Annotated in this window: 14 protein-coding genes; 3 read left to right on the top strand and 11 right to left on the bottom strand. The window is 64.2% G+C overall.

What is annotated here, in order from left to right; translation table 11 throughout:
* Positions 1-2 precede the first annotated feature (2 nt).
* The 11 genes from PverR02_RS14495 to PverR02_RS14445 all read right to left on the bottom strand — a co-directional run bounded on the left by PverR02_RS14495 (position 3) and on the right by PverR02_RS14445 (position 9,810).
* Entirely contained in the window at positions 3-944 is a 942-nt protein-coding gene (locus tag PverR02_RS14495) for an acetaldehyde dehydrogenase (acetylating) (RefSeq protein ID WP_079443695.1), read from the bottom strand.
* Complete coding sequence (locus tag PverR02_RS14490) at positions 941-2,800, bottom strand: feruloyl-CoA synthase (protein WP_079443694.1); 1,860 nt, start codon at positions 2,798-2,800, stop codon at positions 941-943. Before PverR02_RS14490 ends, PverR02_RS14495 begins: the two co-directional genes overlap by 4 nt.
* A 108-nt stretch (positions 2,801-2,908) precedes the next feature.
* On the bottom strand, positions 2,909-3,691 hold the full coding sequence (locus PverR02_RS14485) for a 2-keto-4-pentenoate hydratase (protein WP_017847312.1): 783 nt from the start codon (positions 3,689-3,691) through the stop codon (positions 2,909-2,911).
* A 29-nt stretch (positions 3,692-3,720) separates the two neighbouring features.
* On the bottom strand, positions 3,721-4,692 hold the full coding sequence (locus PverR02_RS14480) for an NAD(P)H-dependent flavin oxidoreductase (protein ID WP_079443693.1): 972 nt from the start codon (positions 4,690-4,692) through the stop codon (positions 3,721-3,723).
* 42 nt (positions 4,693-4,734) lie between these two features.
* Positions 4,735-5,547 carry a 3-(cis-5,6-dihydroxycyclohexa-1,3-dien-1-yl)propanoate dehydrogenase gene (gene hcaB / locus PverR02_RS14475; protein ID WP_017847310.1) on the bottom strand — a complete coding sequence of 271 codons (813 nt, stop codon included), beginning with the start codon at positions 5,545-5,547 and terminating at the stop codon, positions 4,735-4,737.
* Positions 5,548-5,557: 10 nt separating this feature from the next.
* The gene (locus PverR02_RS14470; RefSeq protein ID WP_079443692.1) at positions 5,558-6,088 is read right to left on the bottom strand and encodes a 3-phenylpropionate/cinnamic acid dioxygenase subunit beta; all 531 of its coding nucleotides are present in this window, start codon (positions 6,086-6,088) and stop codon (positions 5,558-5,560) included.
* Between the two features lie 9 nt (positions 6,089-6,097).
* The gene (locus PverR02_RS14465) at positions 6,098-7,447 is read right to left on the bottom strand and encodes an SRPBCC family protein (protein ID WP_017847308.1); all 1,350 of its coding nucleotides are present in this window, start codon (positions 7,445-7,447) and stop codon (positions 6,098-6,100) included.
* A 39-nt stretch (positions 7,448-7,486) separates the two neighbouring features.
* Complete coding sequence (locus PverR02_RS14460) at positions 7,487-7,840, bottom strand: non-heme iron oxygenase ferredoxin subunit (RefSeq protein WP_017847307.1); 354 nt, start codon at positions 7,838-7,840, stop codon at positions 7,487-7,489.
* Positions 7,812-8,687, bottom strand: a complete 876-nt coding sequence (locus PverR02_RS14455) for a DODA-type extradiol aromatic ring-opening family dioxygenase (protein ID WP_046383254.1) — start codon at positions 8,685-8,687, stop codon at positions 7,812-7,814. Before PverR02_RS14455 ends, PverR02_RS14460 begins: the two co-directional genes overlap by 29 nt.
* Positions 8,688-8,691: 4 nt before the next feature.
* Positions 8,692-8,988: an extradiol ring-cleavage dioxygenase gene (locus PverR02_RS14450; RefSeq protein ID WP_032804499.1), complete on the bottom strand. Its 297-nt coding sequence runs from the start codon at positions 8,986-8,988 to the stop codon at positions 8,692-8,694.
* Positions 8,989-8,994: 6 nt separating this feature from the next.
* Positions 8,995-9,810 carry an alpha/beta fold hydrolase gene (locus tag PverR02_RS14445; protein WP_017847304.1) on the bottom strand — a complete coding sequence of 272 codons (816 nt, stop codon included), beginning with the start codon at positions 9,808-9,810 and terminating at the stop codon, positions 8,995-8,997.
* Between the two features lie 295 nt (positions 9,811-10,105).
* Between PverR02_RS14445 and PverR02_RS14440 the strand changes: the two genes are divergently transcribed.
* From PverR02_RS14440 to PverR02_RS14430, 3 genes are all read left to right on the top strand, one after another.
* A complete protein-coding gene (locus tag PverR02_RS14440; protein WP_017847303.1) occupies positions 10,106-10,687 on the top strand; it encodes a TetR/AcrR family transcriptional regulator in 582 nt (193 codons plus the stop codon).
* Positions 10,688-11,143: 456 nt separating this feature from the next.
* Complete coding sequence (locus PverR02_RS14435) at positions 11,144-12,181, top strand: branched-chain amino acid ABC transporter permease (protein WP_079443691.1); 1,038 nt, start codon at positions 11,144-11,146, stop codon at positions 12,179-12,181.
* Positions 12,181-13,944: a branched-chain amino acid ABC transporter ATP-binding protein/permease gene (locus tag PverR02_RS14430; protein ID WP_079443690.1), complete on the top strand. Its 1,764-nt coding sequence runs from the start codon at positions 12,181-12,183 to the stop codon at positions 13,942-13,944. Before PverR02_RS14435 ends, PverR02_RS14430 begins: the two co-directional genes overlap by 1 nt.
* Positions 13,945-13,948 lie beyond the last annotated feature (4 nt).

Genomic DNA, 13,948 nt, shown 5'->3' with positions numbered 1-13,948 from the left:
CCTCAGGCCTGTTGCATCGACTGCGCCATGCGCTCGGCGGTAGCCAAGGCAGCGGAGGTCATGATGTCGAGGTTGCCAGCGTAGGCCGGCAGGTAATGGGCGGCGCCTTCGACTTCGAGGAACACCGAGGTTTTCAGGCCGGAGAATTTGCCCAGGCCAGGAATGTTCAGCGGCGCATCTGCCGGGATCACGTCGAACTGCACGTTTTGCTTGAGGCGATAGCCCGGCACATAAGCCTGCACGGCCGCCGCCATTTCGACGATAGAGGCTTCGACCAGCGCCTGATCCGCCGCTTCGGACAGCACGAACACCGTGTCGCGCATGATCAACGGCGGCTCGGCCGGGTTCATCACGATGATCGCCTTGCCCTTGGCCGCGCCGCCGATGACTTCGATGGCCTTGGACGTGGTTTCGGTGAATTCGTCGATGTTGGCGCGGGTGCCGGGCCCGGCGGATTTACTCGCGATCGAGGCGACGATCTCGGCGTAATGCACCTTGGCCACGCGCGACACCGCGGCGACCATCGGAATGGTCGCCTGGCCGCCGCAGGTGACCATGTTGACGTTGAGCTGATCGAGGTTCTGCTCCAGGTTCACCACCGGCACGCAGTACGGGCCGATGGCTGCCGGCGTCAGGTCGATCAGGCGGATGCCGGGCTTGATCGCGCGCAGGAACGCATCGTTCTGCACATGCGCGCCGGCCGAGGTGGCATCGAAGACGAAATCGATGTGCTGGAACACGTCCATGCGGGTCAGGCCTTCGACGCCTTCGTGGGTGGTAGCCACGCCCATGCGCTGGGCGCGAGCGAGGCCGTCGGAGGCCGGGTCGATGCCGACCATGACCGCCATTTCCAGATGTTTGGCGTTGCGCAGGATCTTGATCATCAGGTCGGTGCCGATGTTGCCGGAACCGATGATGGCGACTTTGAGTTTTGCAGGGTTCATACGGCTTCTCCGTAGACTTCAGCGAGGAGGATGACGCTGGGCTCGAGGCTGTCGGCGTACAGCCGCGTCACGGCCTCGGCGCGCAGGCTCAGCGCCATGCGCTGGTTGATGTAGCCTTTGTCGGTGATTTCACCGTCGTTGAGGCTGGGCGGCGAGTCGAGAATCACCAGGCGCATGGCATGCTGGGACGACGCCGGGAATTCCTTGGCCAGCGCCAGCAGCCCCGAACACAAGGCCAGGCGCACCTCGGACTGCATCGCCAGTTGTGCGCCGGTCATCTGTTGTCCGGCGGCACCGAGCAGATCGCGCAGGGCCGGGCTCGGGTAGATCAGCGCACCGATCACGTCGCGATCATGCCCACAGATCACGCAATCGCTGACGTAAGGCGCCAAGGCACTGACCAGGCGCGGACGCAGGGTGCCCACCGATACCCAGGTGCCGCTGCTGAGTTTGAAGTCTTCAGTCACCCGACCGTCGAACTGCACCCCCAACTCCGGCCGCTGCGGGTCGACCAAGCGCCCCGCGTCGCCAATGCGGTAGAAGCCCTCCTCATCGAACGCGGCCAGGCTGCTGACCGGGTCCTTCAGGTAGCGCGGGAACACCGACGGCCCGCGCACGCGCATCTCCAGCTTGTCGCCGCAGGGCACGAACTTGAGCTGCGTGCCCGGCACCGGCAGGCCGATGATGCCGGCCTTGTCGGCGGCGAAATGCACGTTGGTGACCACCGGCGACGTCTCGGTCGAGCCCCACTCGGTGGCAAAGAACAGCGGGGTGTCGCGGACCTTGGTGGCACACGCCGCCAGCCGGCCCCAACTGCTCTGGGGCAGCGCGGCAGCGGCGTAGAACAGCATGCGCAGGCGCCCGAACAAGGCGCGCGCCAGTACCTCGTCGCGCTCGAGGTACGGCAGCAAGACCTCGTAGCCGCGCGGCACGTTGAAGTACAGGGTGGGTCGCACCGACTTGAGGTTTTCCACGGTGCGGTCGATTTGCCCCGGCAACGGCAGACCGTCATCGATGTACAAGGTGCCGCCGTTGCGCAGTACCAGGTTGAAGTTGTGGTTGGCGCCGAACACATGGCTCCAGGGCAACCAGTCGAGCACCACCAGTTCTTCGTGTTCAAGAAAGCGCCAGCACTGGGCAATCGCCTGCTGGTTGGCGCAGAGCATGCCGTGGGTATTGACCACCGCCTTGGGCGCACCGGTCGAACCGGAGGTCATCAGGTAGCGCGCCGGGGTGTCGCCGTCGAGCCGTGCAAACGCTTGCATCACCGCTGGGCTTTCGGCCTTGTACAACAGCGGCAAGGCCAGCGCCCCGCGAATTTCCTGGGCGTTGCGCGCCGCCACCACCGGGCAATCCGGGTTGACCAACTCGATGGCACGGCAATAGGCATCGCCGTCGTTGACGAAAATCAGCGCCGGCTTGAGCACCTCGACAATCGCCTTGAGTTTGCTGCACCCGCTGCCGGTGTTGCGCGAGTACGCCACGGAAATCGTCGACACCGGGATGCCCACGTGCAGCGCCGCCAAGGTCAACAGCGCCTGGTCCAGATCGTTTTCCGAGAGCATCAGCAGCGGGCGCCCGGCCGGCAAGTCCAGCTCGAGCAAGCCCTGGGCCAATGCCCCCACGCGCTGGCGCACCTGGGCATAGTTCAGGCTGAACCAGCCGGCGCCGCGCCGCTCGGCCAGGTAGGCACGCTGCGGTGTCTGCACGGCCCAGTGTTCGAGCCACTGCCCGATACAGCGCGCATAGGGCTGCAGGGGTTCGGGGGAACTCAGCACGAAGCTGCCGTCGGCTCGTGCCTCATACAGCACCTTGGCAGGGGCCAATTGGGTCGGATCATTGAAAAAATCGTACATTGCACGCCCTCGTGAATACGGCAGGCCATCAGCCCGCTGCTCACTCGTTTTATTGTTGTAATCGCCACCGGGTCGTCAGCCCGGTAGCAGGGTTGTTGCCTGCCGGCCTCAGCCGAAACGACAGCTCACTTCACCCAGGCGGGTGAGGCGCAAGCGCACGCTGTCGCCCGCCACCACCGGCACCATAGGCCCGAGCGCGCCCGACAACAGCACGTCGCCCGCCTGCAACGGGCGCCCGGTCAGGGCCATGGTGCGCGCCAGCCACAGCGCCGCGTCCAGCGGGTTGCCCATGCACGCGGCCCCCACGCCGATGGCCGCCTGGGCCGCGTTCTTCTCCAGCAGCATGCCTTCGAGCGCCAGGTCCAGGCCGCGCAGGCTCACAGGGGTCTTGCCCAGCACGTAGAGGCCCGATGAAGCGTTGTCGGCCACGGTATCGACCAGGGTGATCTTCCAGTCCTCGATCGCCGAGTCGACGATTTCCAGGGCCGGCAGCACGTGGTCGACGGCGCGCAGCAATTCGCCCAGGGTCGTATCGGGGTGAGGGAGATCGCGCCCCAGGACGAAGGCGATTTCGCCTTCGACCTTGGGCTGGATCAGCCGGGTGCTGTCGATGGTCTCGCCATCGCGGTATTCCATGTCGGCAAACAGCATGCCGAAATCGGGCTGATCGACGCCCAACTGCTGCTGTACCGCCAGGGACGTCAGGCCGATCTTGCGCCCGCTCAGGCGCCGACCGGCAGCCAGGGCGGCCTGGGTGTTGATCTCTTGCACGGCGTAGGCGTCGTGCAACGACTGGATGTCGAAACGCTCGGAAATGCGTGGGCAAGGGCTGCGGCTCGACCGCGCCAGGGCCAGCGCAGCGGCGGCGGCCTGAAGGTTTTCGTGGTGCATGGGGTTGCTCCTGAACGGTTCTGGATGGCTCACAACTGACGTGCGCGGCTTTCGCGATAACCCTGGTGCAACTCGTCCACCAGTTGCGCCACGCTGTAGGTGCCGGTGATCTGGCCTACGCCCTGGCCGGCCGACCACACGTGTTTCCAGGCCTTGTTGGCAGTGGAGATGTCACCGGAAAAGTCGATGCTGGCGCGGTTTTCGGCGCTGGGGTCGATACCGGACTTTTCCAGCGACGGCCGCATCCAGTTGGCAAGCACGCCGCTGACCGCCTTGGTGGTGGTCACGTCATCCAGCGAGCAGGCCACCAGCATGTCGCGGTAGGCGGCTTCCACCAGGCTTTCATGGGCGGCAATCAGGCGGGTTCCGACCAGCGAGAAATCGCAGCCCAGTACCTGCGCCGCATGGATGTCGCGGCCGTTGGAAATCGCCCCGGCCAAGCCCAAAGGGCCGTCCCAGAACTGGCGCACTTCGGCGACGAAGGCGAACGGGTTGTAGCTGCCGGTATGCCCGCCCGCCCCGTTGCACACCAGGACCAGGCCATCGACGCCAGCGGCCACCGCCTTGCGCGCCAGTGCCGGGCTGATCACGTCGGCGATCACCACGCCGCCATAAGCGTGTACGGTTTCAAGGACGCGCTTGGGGCTACCCAGGGCTGTGGACACGATGGGCGGCTGATAACGGCGCACCAACTCAAGCTCAGCGTCGAAGCGGTCGTAGGTGCTGTGTACGATCATGTTGAGCATCCATGGCGCCCACTGCTCGCCGCGTTGCTGCGCCAGCTCACGCTCGCGGCTGATCTGCTCCAGCCATTCCTGCAATTGCTCGACCGTTCGCGCATTGGGCGCCGGAAGGCTGCCGACGATGCCGGCCTGGCAGCAGGCGGCCACCAGGCCCGGCCCCGACACCAGGAACATCGGCGCGGCGAGGACCGGGAGGTTGAGCCCGGCAAACAGGTTCAGGAGTTGCTGTTGCGGTGCACTCAGGCTTGTTCTTGTCATCACGCATCTCTCTTATTCTAGTTATCAAGGCGTCGGCCTGGCTCAGGCCTTGCGCGGCTTGGCTGCACCGGCACTGCGGATCTCCCAGCCGCCATCACTGTGGATGATGTTCGCCGTAGTCAGGCCGGAATTTTCCCGCGAGGCCAACAGCACGTAGTGCCCGGTGTGGTCTTCGGGCTCGGCAATCCGTTGCAACGGCACCGCCTGCGCCGCACCGGCTTCGAAGCCCGGGATCTGGTTCAGCGGCACACTGCGGCTGTTCAAGCCTTCCAGGCTTTTCATCGGCGTGTTGGTCGCCCCCGGAGCCACGCCGTTGACGCGGATGTCCGGCGCCAGCTCGTAAGCCAGTTGGCGAATCATGCCCACCAACGCATGCTTGGCGGTGACGTAGAGAATGCCACCGCCGCCGGCATAAAAGGCACTGTTGGAGAGGGTAAAGATCATGCTGCCCCGGGTTTCGCGCAGTGCCTCGATCGAGGCTTGCGCGCCCAGCAGATAACCCTGCACGTTGGTGGCGAAGAGTTTCTGGAAGGCGCCCTCGAACTCTTCCGGGGCAATACGGTCCAGGCGCGTGAAATAATCGAACACGGCAGCGTTGCCGACGAAGGTGTCAAGCCTGCCAAACGCCTCGAGGGTCGCCGCCACCGCACGCTGATTGTCCTGATACCGCGACACATCCCCCTCAATCGTGATGACCGCGTCGCCAAGCGTGTCAGCCAACGCGGCCAGTTGCGCCGCATCGCGGCCCATGACCGCGACGCGCGCGCCCTCGGCCACGTAACGACGGACGATGGCGCTGCCAATCCCGCCGGTACCGCCGGTGACCAATGCCACCTGCCCTTTTAACCAAGCCATATGCCAGCCCTCAGAGGAAGGTGTTGATGTTCTTGCACAGCAACATCGCGTTAGGGATCAGGATCTTGCGCTTGAGCAACTTGAGGCCGTCGGCCTCCAGGCGCAGTACATCCTCGCGCCGGCCGGCGATCTGGTGATGCTCGTCCAGGCCGCGGCTGCGCACGTTGATAAAGCACGAGTAGGCCAGGTATTCGTCCGGCGCCGGACCGGCATACACTTCGATGTTGCTGATCAGGTGAACGTTGCGCGTCGGCGGGTTCTCGGCCCAGGCCGACGGCTGCTTGAAGCGTGCCACGCGGCGCTTGAGTTCGCGCATGCCGTCATCGAAGAAGGCCATGTGTTCCAGGCGATAGGGCCCGGATTTGTCCTCGCGGCGCCGGTTCTCGATGCCCGGCATCCAGTAGTGGATGGCTTCGCTGAGACCGTGCAGCCACGCGTCCCAGCATTCGCCGTCGAGCAGGCGCGCTTCGCGCAGCAGGAACTGTTCGACGCGGCGGGTTTCCTCGACTGAAACGAGGCTGTCCTGTTGTTCGTGTGTCATCTGGCCCCCTCAGCGCAGCGTGCCGTTGCGGTCCGGAACATCGGCCCAGGTCGGAGCCTGCAGCAGGTCCTTCCAGCGCTGATAGAACGCCCGCGCATTACATTCGTTGAGCTGGCCCTTGAACACATTGCCGGGCAACTCGCTGTTTTCGAGACGGGTATGCATGCCCAGGCCGACGTACAGGTCCTGATAACGCGTGACCACGCCACGGCTGCTCTTGGTGCAGTACTCCCAGTTCTCGCCGTCGTCCATCTCGAACACCCCGGTGGGCGAGAACGTCATCATCGCGCCGCGCCGCCACTTGTCTTTGATGTCCTGCGGGGCGTTTTTGTTGACGATCACCCAGGTGAACAGCTCGATCTTGTGCGGGCCGCGCGGCTGCCAGATGCGAACGGTGTTTTGCCCCGGCAGAAAGGAAAAGTTGGGGAACACGGTGAACGAGGAAATCGCCCCGATCAGCCGCGAGCGGAATTCGCCGAGGCGGTCCGCCACCTTGGGACGCAGCACGTGCAGGTATTTGTTGATGTCTTTCTCGCCCAGGGTCGCGGCGTTGCCGACCACGTCGGTGGCGAACTCATAGCCGTGGCCATTCCAGTTCACCGAGTACGACTCGGGCAACTCGCCGACATTCGCCACCGGCCCGCCGAGCATGGCCTTGGCCGCCGAATCGTGGGTCCAGCCGCCGTGCAGGATGTCACCGACGAAGTTCTCGGCGGCGATCTTCCAGTTGCACTCAATGGTGGAGCGGATGCAACCACCGAGAAACTCGCTGCCGCCTTCATCCATGTCGAGCATCACGTCCATGTACCAGGTCATCGGCCCGAGGTATTCCTCCAGGGTCGGCGCATCGCTGGCAAACGTGGCGAAAACCAGGCCTTTATAGCTGGCGACCCGCGCCTCGCGCAGGCCGTGCCTGGACTTGTCGAACTGGCTTTCTTCGTAGCATTTGGACTCGTGCATGCCCATCAGCCGGCCGCCATCGGCACCGAACGACCAGCCATGGTAGTTGCAGATAAAGCCGCGGGCGTTGCCGGCCTCGGCAAAGCACACCTTGTTGCCACGGTGCGGGCAGGCATTGAGGAAGACCTTGATCGAGGCGTCCTTCTGGCGCACCACCAGCACTTCGTCTTCACCCATCGAGGTGGTCAGGTAGTCGCCGGACTTGGGCAACTGGGACTCGTGTGCGACGAACAGCCAGCAGCGCGCGAAGATTTTCTCCAGCTCCTGCTCGTAGATCGCCGGGTCCCAGAAGACCTTGCCGGACAGGCGCCCTTCCTCCATGTCGCAGATACGGTCGAGGTTGCCCAGGGCGGGCGTGCTTTCAATGGTTCTGAGCGGTATGTGTTTGTTGTTATCCATGGTTCAGACTCACAGGAATACGGTTGGACAGCGGCCCGGTCACACCGGGCTGTTGGCGGCGGCCAGCGCCTCGTCAGCCTCCAGGGCGATGTCGGCGAACACCTCGCGGTCGGTGACGATGACCTTGTAGGTGCGCAAGTGGCGCTCGCAGGGAAACGTCACCGCTTTGCCGCTGGGCACATGGAACTGGCCCCAGTGGACCGGGCAGGTAATCAGGTCGTCTTCCAGGTCGCCCTCGGCCAGCGAAGCGGTGGCGTGGGTACACATGTCGGTGGTGGCGTAGAACGTGCCCCCCAGGTTGTAGACGCAGATGGCGTCACCCTCGCGGTGGGCAACCTTCTTCAGCTCCCCTGGCGCCAGCTCATCACGTTGGCAAAGTAATACACGGCTCATGCTCGGCCCTCACACTCAGTTGCACAAAGCCCAGCCCGGTGACCCAGGCGGGTACGGCTTCATAGGCAATCACTTCGCCCTGCGGGCGCTCGATGGCGGCCAGGGCGCAGGCGAAGTTACGGATTTCCATCGCGCCGTTGCCGGCCCGACGCAGGATCTCTTCGTCGCTGTAGGCGCACAGCGCTTGCAGGTCGCCATTGACGCCGAGGGCGAGAATCTCGCGATCGAAGTCTTCGGCCACCCGGCCCATCTCGGCGGTGCCGACCCAGTGGCTGATACCGCCACTGCCGATAATCACCACACGCTCGTCGGCATCGAACGCTTCGACGGCCGCCCGCAGCTGCCGGCCGAGGTCGGCCGACCGCTGGAGCGAGATGTACGGGTCAACGCCGCACGCCAGGTACACCGGAATGCTCGGCAACTCACGCCCGAGCAAGGCCTCGGCCGGCTTGACCACCAGTTGGTGCGGAATGGAAAAGGAATGGTCGACGGTAAAACTGCGCGCCACGGTCCAGTCCACGCCCTGCCCATCGCCGTGCTCGACAATGTGCGCGGCCAACGCTTGATGGTTGCGCACCGCGCCACGTTCCAGGCCCGGCAGGCGATCGATGGGGCCATCCACATCGCCGGTGCCGATCACATAGCGCGGCAGGCAATGGGTGCCGAACAGAATGTAATGGTCGCAACCGACGATGATCACCGAGGTCGGCTGCAAGGCCGCCAGGCGTTCGGCGCAGGCTTCGTATGCAGCCCATACCGCCTCACGTTGCGCCAACGGCGGCGCGTCGGGTGCCACGAACATTACCGGGTCATGCGGCATCCAGAAGCCGCCTACTATCTTGCCCATCGGTTCACCCCTTGAGCGCGGCGGAAAATCCCGCGCTGTGTTCGTCGGTAGCGCCCAGGCGCTGTTTGTAGAGGCTCATGTTGCGGTCAGGGGCAAGCTCCTGCCAGAAGCCCATGGTCAGCATCGGGTTGACCCCGGCCGCCTGCAGCCCGGCAACATCGAACTCGACGATCATGCGGACCTCGGCCTCCTCCAGGGCAAAACGCCCGAGGAACCCGACCGCGTCCTGCCGAAAGCGCTCCTTGGCGACACGCTCGACGCACAGCTGCCAGAGCGCACGCTCCATAACGTTTCTGCTCATACCGGCCTACTCGCTGAGGAAATCGCGGACCAGCGCGGCAAAGCGGCGCGGCTGCTCGCTCTGCACCCAGTGCCCGCAGCGCCCGAACAGGTGCAGGTCGGCATCGGGAATGCTGTTGGCGATCAGCAGCCCGCACTCGGGCGGCACCACGCGGTCTTCACGGCCGTGTACCACCAGCGTCGGCGCGACGATCTTGGCTAACGCGGCCGCGGGAAAACCCTTGACCAGGGTCGGACCGTCGGCGGCCGGCTGCGGGATCAGTTTGCGTAGCGCCTGCTGGGCACCAGGGCGCGCACTGGCTTCGTAACGTGCCTGCACCATCGCCTCGGTAATCAGCGACACGTCATAGGGGAACAGCTTCATCAGCTCGCGCATGTTGTCCAGCGATGGCTCGTATTCCCAGGCCCCGCGCAAGCCTGGGGTCTGCACGAACTCACCGGCCGGGGTGCCGAGCAACACCAGCTTGTTGACGCGCTCCGGTGCGAACACCGCCAGGCCGATGGCCAGCGCGCCGCCAAACGAATTGCCGACGAACGAGGCTTTTTCGATGTCCAGGGCATCCATGATGCCGAGCAGATGGTTAACCCACAGCTTGATGTCGTACTTGGCGTCGTCCTTGAACTCGGTGAAGCCGAAGCCGGCGATGTCCGGCACGACCACGCGCCAGCGATCAGCGAACACCGGCACGGTATTGGCCCAGTTGGCCCAGCCCGATACACCGGGGCCCGAACCATGCAACAGGAACAAGGCCTCGCCCTGACCGGCTTCGTGGTAGTGAGTCTGGTGCCCTGCTGCAAGCAGAGTCTTGGGATTTGCGCTCATGTCGGCCTCCGGTTCTTATTCTTAACATACAGATGTGTATCTGTATGCTATTTACCGATTTGACCTGCGTCAATTAAAAAAACGTGGCTTTGTGCAAATAATCTAAAAGCCAACCTACACACATGTACTCTAGAATCCGAGCACATGCAGACCCCATGCGCGGGCCACAGTCGGTGCGCTGGCAATAGCTTCGTCGTTGCGCCGGGCGTTAGAATGGCGGCTCGCTGCCAAGGCGGGCGTCGAACGCTGCTGTGCCCTGGCGCTTATCCAGCTTGTTGGACAAGGCCCCTAGACAATGTCATCACGCACCAACCTCACGCGGGAAGATTGGATTCATGCGGCACAGGAAGTCCTGGTTACCAGCGGCGTCGACGCTGTGCGGGTCGATACCCTGGCCAAGGAATTGAAGATCACCCGTGGCAGCTTCTACTACCACTTCAAAAGTCGCGGGGAACTGCTCGAAGGCATCCTCGGCAACTGGCGCGCACGCGCCACCGAAGATGTAATTCTGCATCTGCGCAATGCCCACAGCTCGCCGCTGCAACAACTGCATCGCCTGCTCGAACTGCCCTCCCACGGGCAGACCGCCAAGGACGCCGCCTCGATCGAGCTGGGCATTCGCGGCTGGGCCCGCCGCGACAAGCAGGCACGCCAGGCCATCGACGAAGTCGACAGCCACCGCCTGAGCTACATCGAAGGCCTGCTGATCCAGGCCGGCGTGCCCAGTGGCGATGCCCAGGACCGCGCCTACCTGATCTATGCCTACCAGATCAGCCTGTCATTGCTGCACAGCGAAGACACCCCGCAACAACGCCTGGAACGCAGCCAGCGCATGGCCGGCATCCTGATCCCCGAATCCTGCACCCTCCCCGCCTGAGCCCGGATGCCGACCTGCGTCGGCATTCATAAAAATACATAAATGTATCTTTCAAAATCACAAAGCAGCACGCGCACTGGGTGCCGAGCTTTTCAGATGAAAAAGATTATTTTATTTTTTTATCTAAAAACAACAACATAGATCAGAACCCCGCCTTTAAACAAACCGTTACAGCGGCGCCTATTGACAAAGCGCCCACTCTCCCGCGTAGTCTATACATACACATTCACATGTGTATTTTAAAGCTGTGTATGGCGCTCCCTCAGGCTTATCCACACGACAATAAGAATAGAAAACGGGTACCTCACTATGCACTTGCATGCACCCCTGCGCACGGCCACTCCCTGCGCGCTTGACACCTCGCCCTCCCGACGACAGCACCCCGGCACGGCATTGACCGACGCCCGCTGGCGCACACCTTCGCCTCCCTTTCCTACCGCTCGCTGAGGGCCGCTTATGGATATCTCGATACTGGCGTTTCTCGCCCAGGACGGCCTGACCACGGGCGCGATTTATGCCTTGGTGGCGCTGGCCCTGGTGCTGGTGTTCTCGGTGACGCGCACCATCCTAGTGTGCCAGGGCGACTTCGTCACCTACAGCGCCCTGACCCTGGCCACCCTGCAACTGGGGCTGATGCCCGGCACCCTGTGGCTGCTGCTCGGCTGCTCGCTGGCCGCCTGCACACTGGACAGCATCGCCGCGTTGCGCCGTGGTCAATCGCGCCGGGTGCCCGGCCTGCTGGCACGCTACCTGGGCTTGCCGACGGTGCTGTGGGTGGTGCTGGACACCTTCGAGCTGGCCGGTTTGCCGGCCGTGTTGCAGATCCTGCTGACCCTGGCGCTGGTCACGCCGCTGGGGCCGCTGCTGTATCGCCTGGTGTATCAACGGGTGGCCGAGACCTCGGTGCTGTTGCTGCTGATTGCATCGGTGGCCGTACACATCACGCTGGTGGGTATCAGCTTGCTGATGTTCGGCGCAGAAGGGGTTCGCACCGATGCCCTGGCCGAAGCGGTGTTCATGCTCGGTGAGCTGCCGGTGGGCCTGCAAAGCCTGTTGGTGATCGCCAGCGCCCTGCTGCTGATCGGCCTGCTCTACGCGTTCTTCAGCCACAGCCTGTATGGCAAGGCCCTGCGCGCCACGGCACTGAATCGCAAGGGCGCGCAACTGGTGGGCATCCCCACACAGCTGGCCGGCAAGGCGGCGTTCGGCCTGGCGGCGTTGATCGGCGCCATTTCCGGCGTGCTGATCGGCCCGCTGACCACCCTGTACTACGACTCGGGCTTTCTGATCAGCCTCAAGGGGTTTGTCGCTGCGATCTTCGGCGGCCTGGCCAGTTACCCGATTGCCGCCGCCAGTGCGTTTTTCGTCGGTGTCCTGGAGAGCTTCGCCAACTTCGGCGCCTCGGCCTACAAGGAGGTGATCGTGTTCACCCTGGTGATCCCGGTACTGCTGTGGCTCTCGTTGAAGCACCCTCACCTTGAGGAGCAACACTGATGATCCGTCGACTGATCCCCCTGTTCGCCCTGCTGCTGGCGGGCCTGGCACCAGTGCTGCTGCCGACCTTCCATGTCACGCTGCTGAATTACATCGGCCTGTACAGCCTGGTCGCCCTGGGCCTGGTGCTGCTGACCGGCATCGGCGGCATGACCTCGTTCGGCCAGGCCGCGTTCGTCGGTATCGGCGCCTACGCCAGCGCGGTGCTGACCACCCAATATGGCCTGTCGCCCTGGCTCGGTTTGCTTGCGGGCCTGGCGATTACCCTTGGGGTTGCCACCAGCCTGGGCCTGTTGACCCTGCGCCTGGCCGGCCACTACCTGCCCATCGGCACCCTGGCCTGGGGCCTGGCGCTGTTCTATCTGTTCGGCAACCTGCCCGGGCTGGGCGGCTTCGGCGGCCTGCAAAACCTGCCGAATATCAGCCTGTTCGGCTGGCAGGTCCGCGACCCGGCCGACTTCAGCCTGCTGATTGGGCTGCTGTTGGCGATCAGCCTGTGGCTGCTCGACAACCTGCTGCACAGCCGCCAGGGCCGCGCCATCCGCACCCTCAAGGATTCCGCCGGCATGGCTGAGGCGATGGGCATCGACACGGCGCGCAGTCGCTTGCAGGTGTTCATCATCGCGGCCCTGCTCGCGGCGTTGTCGGGCTGGCTGTACGCGCACCTGCAACGGGTGGTCAATCCCACGCCGTTCTCGGTGGTGATGGGTATCGAATACCTGTTCATGATCGTGCTCGGCGGCGTTGCCAGCCTCTGGGGCGCACTGCTCGGCGCAGCCCTGCTGACCCTGATCAAACAGGTGCTGCAAGACGTACTGCCACAGCTGTTCGGACACGCCGACAACGTCGAGATGATTTTCTTCGGCGTGCTGGTGATCCTGGTCCTGCAATACGCCCGTGGCGGCCTGTTGCCATTGCTGAGCGGCCTGTTCCCGAGGGCACAACCCCGTCCGCTGCCCGAGCACCCGGCCCATGCGCTGCCCCGCCGGACGATGCCCGCCAACGGGCAGCCGTTGATGGTCGCAGAAGGTCTGCTCAAGCAGTTTGGCGGACTGGTGGCCAACAAGGACATGGGCTTGACCGTCAATGGCGCCGAAATCACCGCGCTGATCGGTCCCAACGGCGCCGGCAAGTCGACCCTGTTCAATCTGTTGTCCGGGGTGCTGGCGCCCAATGCCGGCCAGATCGTTTTTCTCGGCCAGCGCATCGACGGCCTGTCGCCGCGTGCCATCGCCCGACTGGGCGTCAGCCGCACCTTCCAGCACGTGCGCTTGTTGCCGGACATGAGCGTCCTGGAAAACGTCGCCCTCGGCGCCCATGCCCGGGGCAAAGCCGGGCTGCTGCGCTCGATGCTGCATCTGGAGCGCGAAGAGGAAGCCGCCCTGCTGGCCGAAGCCCGGCGCCAGATCGAGCGCGTGGGCCTGGGCGCCGCCCTGCACACCCCCGCCGGCAGCCTGCCGTTGGGCCAGCAGCGCATCGTCGAAATTGCCCGGGCGCTGTGCAGCGATCCCCTGTTGCTGTTGCTCGACGAACCCGCCGCCGGGCTGCGCCATGGCGAAAAGCAGGCACTCGCCCACCTGCTCGAACAACTGCGCAGCGAAGGCCTGGGCGTGCTGCTGGTGGAGCACGACATGGAGTTCGTCATGGGCCTGGCCGACCAGATCGTGGTGATGGAATTCGGCCAGCGCCTGGCCGGTGGCACGCCGCTGCAGATACAGCAAAACCCTGCGGTGCTTGCCGCCTACCTTGGAGGTGTCGAATGAGTCG

It is taken from the genome of Pseudomonas veronii, assembly GCF_002028325.1.
Classification (GTDB): Bacteria; Pseudomonadota; Gammaproteobacteria; order Pseudomonadales; family Pseudomonadaceae; genus Aquipseudomonas; species Aquipseudomonas veronii.
The sequence above is the reverse complement of the archived record's forward strand: the minus strand, read 5'-3'. Positions and strand labels throughout refer to the sequence as shown.

What these genes read in the sequence shown, in the direction of transcription:
- PverR02_RS14495 (WP_079443695.1), bottom strand. Translation starts at nt 944, where the DNA reads ATGAACCCTGCAAAACTCAAAGTCGCCATCATCGGTTCCGGCAACATC.
- PverR02_RS14490 (WP_079443694.1), bottom strand. Translation starts at nt 2,800, where the DNA reads ATGTACGATTTTTTCAATGATCCGACCCAATTGGCCCCTGCCAAGGTG.
- PverR02_RS14485 (WP_017847312.1), bottom strand. Translation starts at nt 3,691, where the DNA reads ATGCACCACGAAAACCTTCAGGCCGCCGCCGCTGCGCTGGCCCTGGCG.
- PverR02_RS14480 (WP_079443693.1), bottom strand. Translation starts at nt 4,692, where the DNA reads ATGACAAGAACAAGCCTGAGTGCACCGCAACAGCAACTCCTGAACCTG.
- hcaB (WP_017847310.1), bottom strand. Translation starts at nt 5,547, where the DNA reads ATGGCTTGGTTAAAAGGGCAGGTGGCATTGGTCACCGGCGGTACCGGC.
- PverR02_RS14470 (WP_079443692.1), bottom strand. Translation starts at nt 6,088, where the DNA reads ATGACACACGAACAACAGGACAGCCTCGTTTCAGTCGAGGAAACCCGC.
- PverR02_RS14465 (WP_017847308.1), bottom strand. Translation starts at nt 7,447, where the DNA reads ATGGATAACAACAAACACATACCGCTCAGAACCATTGAAAGCACGCCC.
- PverR02_RS14460 (WP_017847307.1), bottom strand. Translation starts at nt 7,840, where the DNA reads ATGAGCCGTGTATTACTTTGCCAACGTGATGAGCTGGCGCCAGGGGAG.
- PverR02_RS14455 (WP_046383254.1), bottom strand. Translation starts at nt 8,687, where the DNA reads ATGGGCAAGATAGTAGGCGGCTTCTGGATGCCGCATGACCCGGTAATG.
- PverR02_RS14450 (WP_032804499.1), bottom strand. Translation starts at nt 8,988, where the DNA reads ATGAGCAGAAACGTTATGGAGCGTGCGCTCTGGCAGCTGTGCGTCGAG.
- PverR02_RS14445 (WP_017847304.1), bottom strand. Translation starts at nt 9,810, where the DNA reads ATGAGCGCAAATCCCAAGACTCTGCTTGCAGCAGGGCACCAGACTCAC.
- PverR02_RS14440 (WP_017847303.1), top strand. Translation starts at nt 10,106, where the DNA reads ATGTCATCACGCACCAACCTCACGCGGGAAGATTGGATTCATGCGGCA.
- PverR02_RS14435 (WP_079443691.1), top strand. Translation starts at nt 11,144, where the DNA reads ATGGATATCTCGATACTGGCGTTTCTCGCCCAGGACGGCCTGACCACG.
- PverR02_RS14430 (WP_079443690.1), top strand. Translation starts at nt 12,181, where the DNA reads ATGATCCGTCGACTGATCCCCCTGTTCGCCCTGCTGCTGGCGGGCCTG.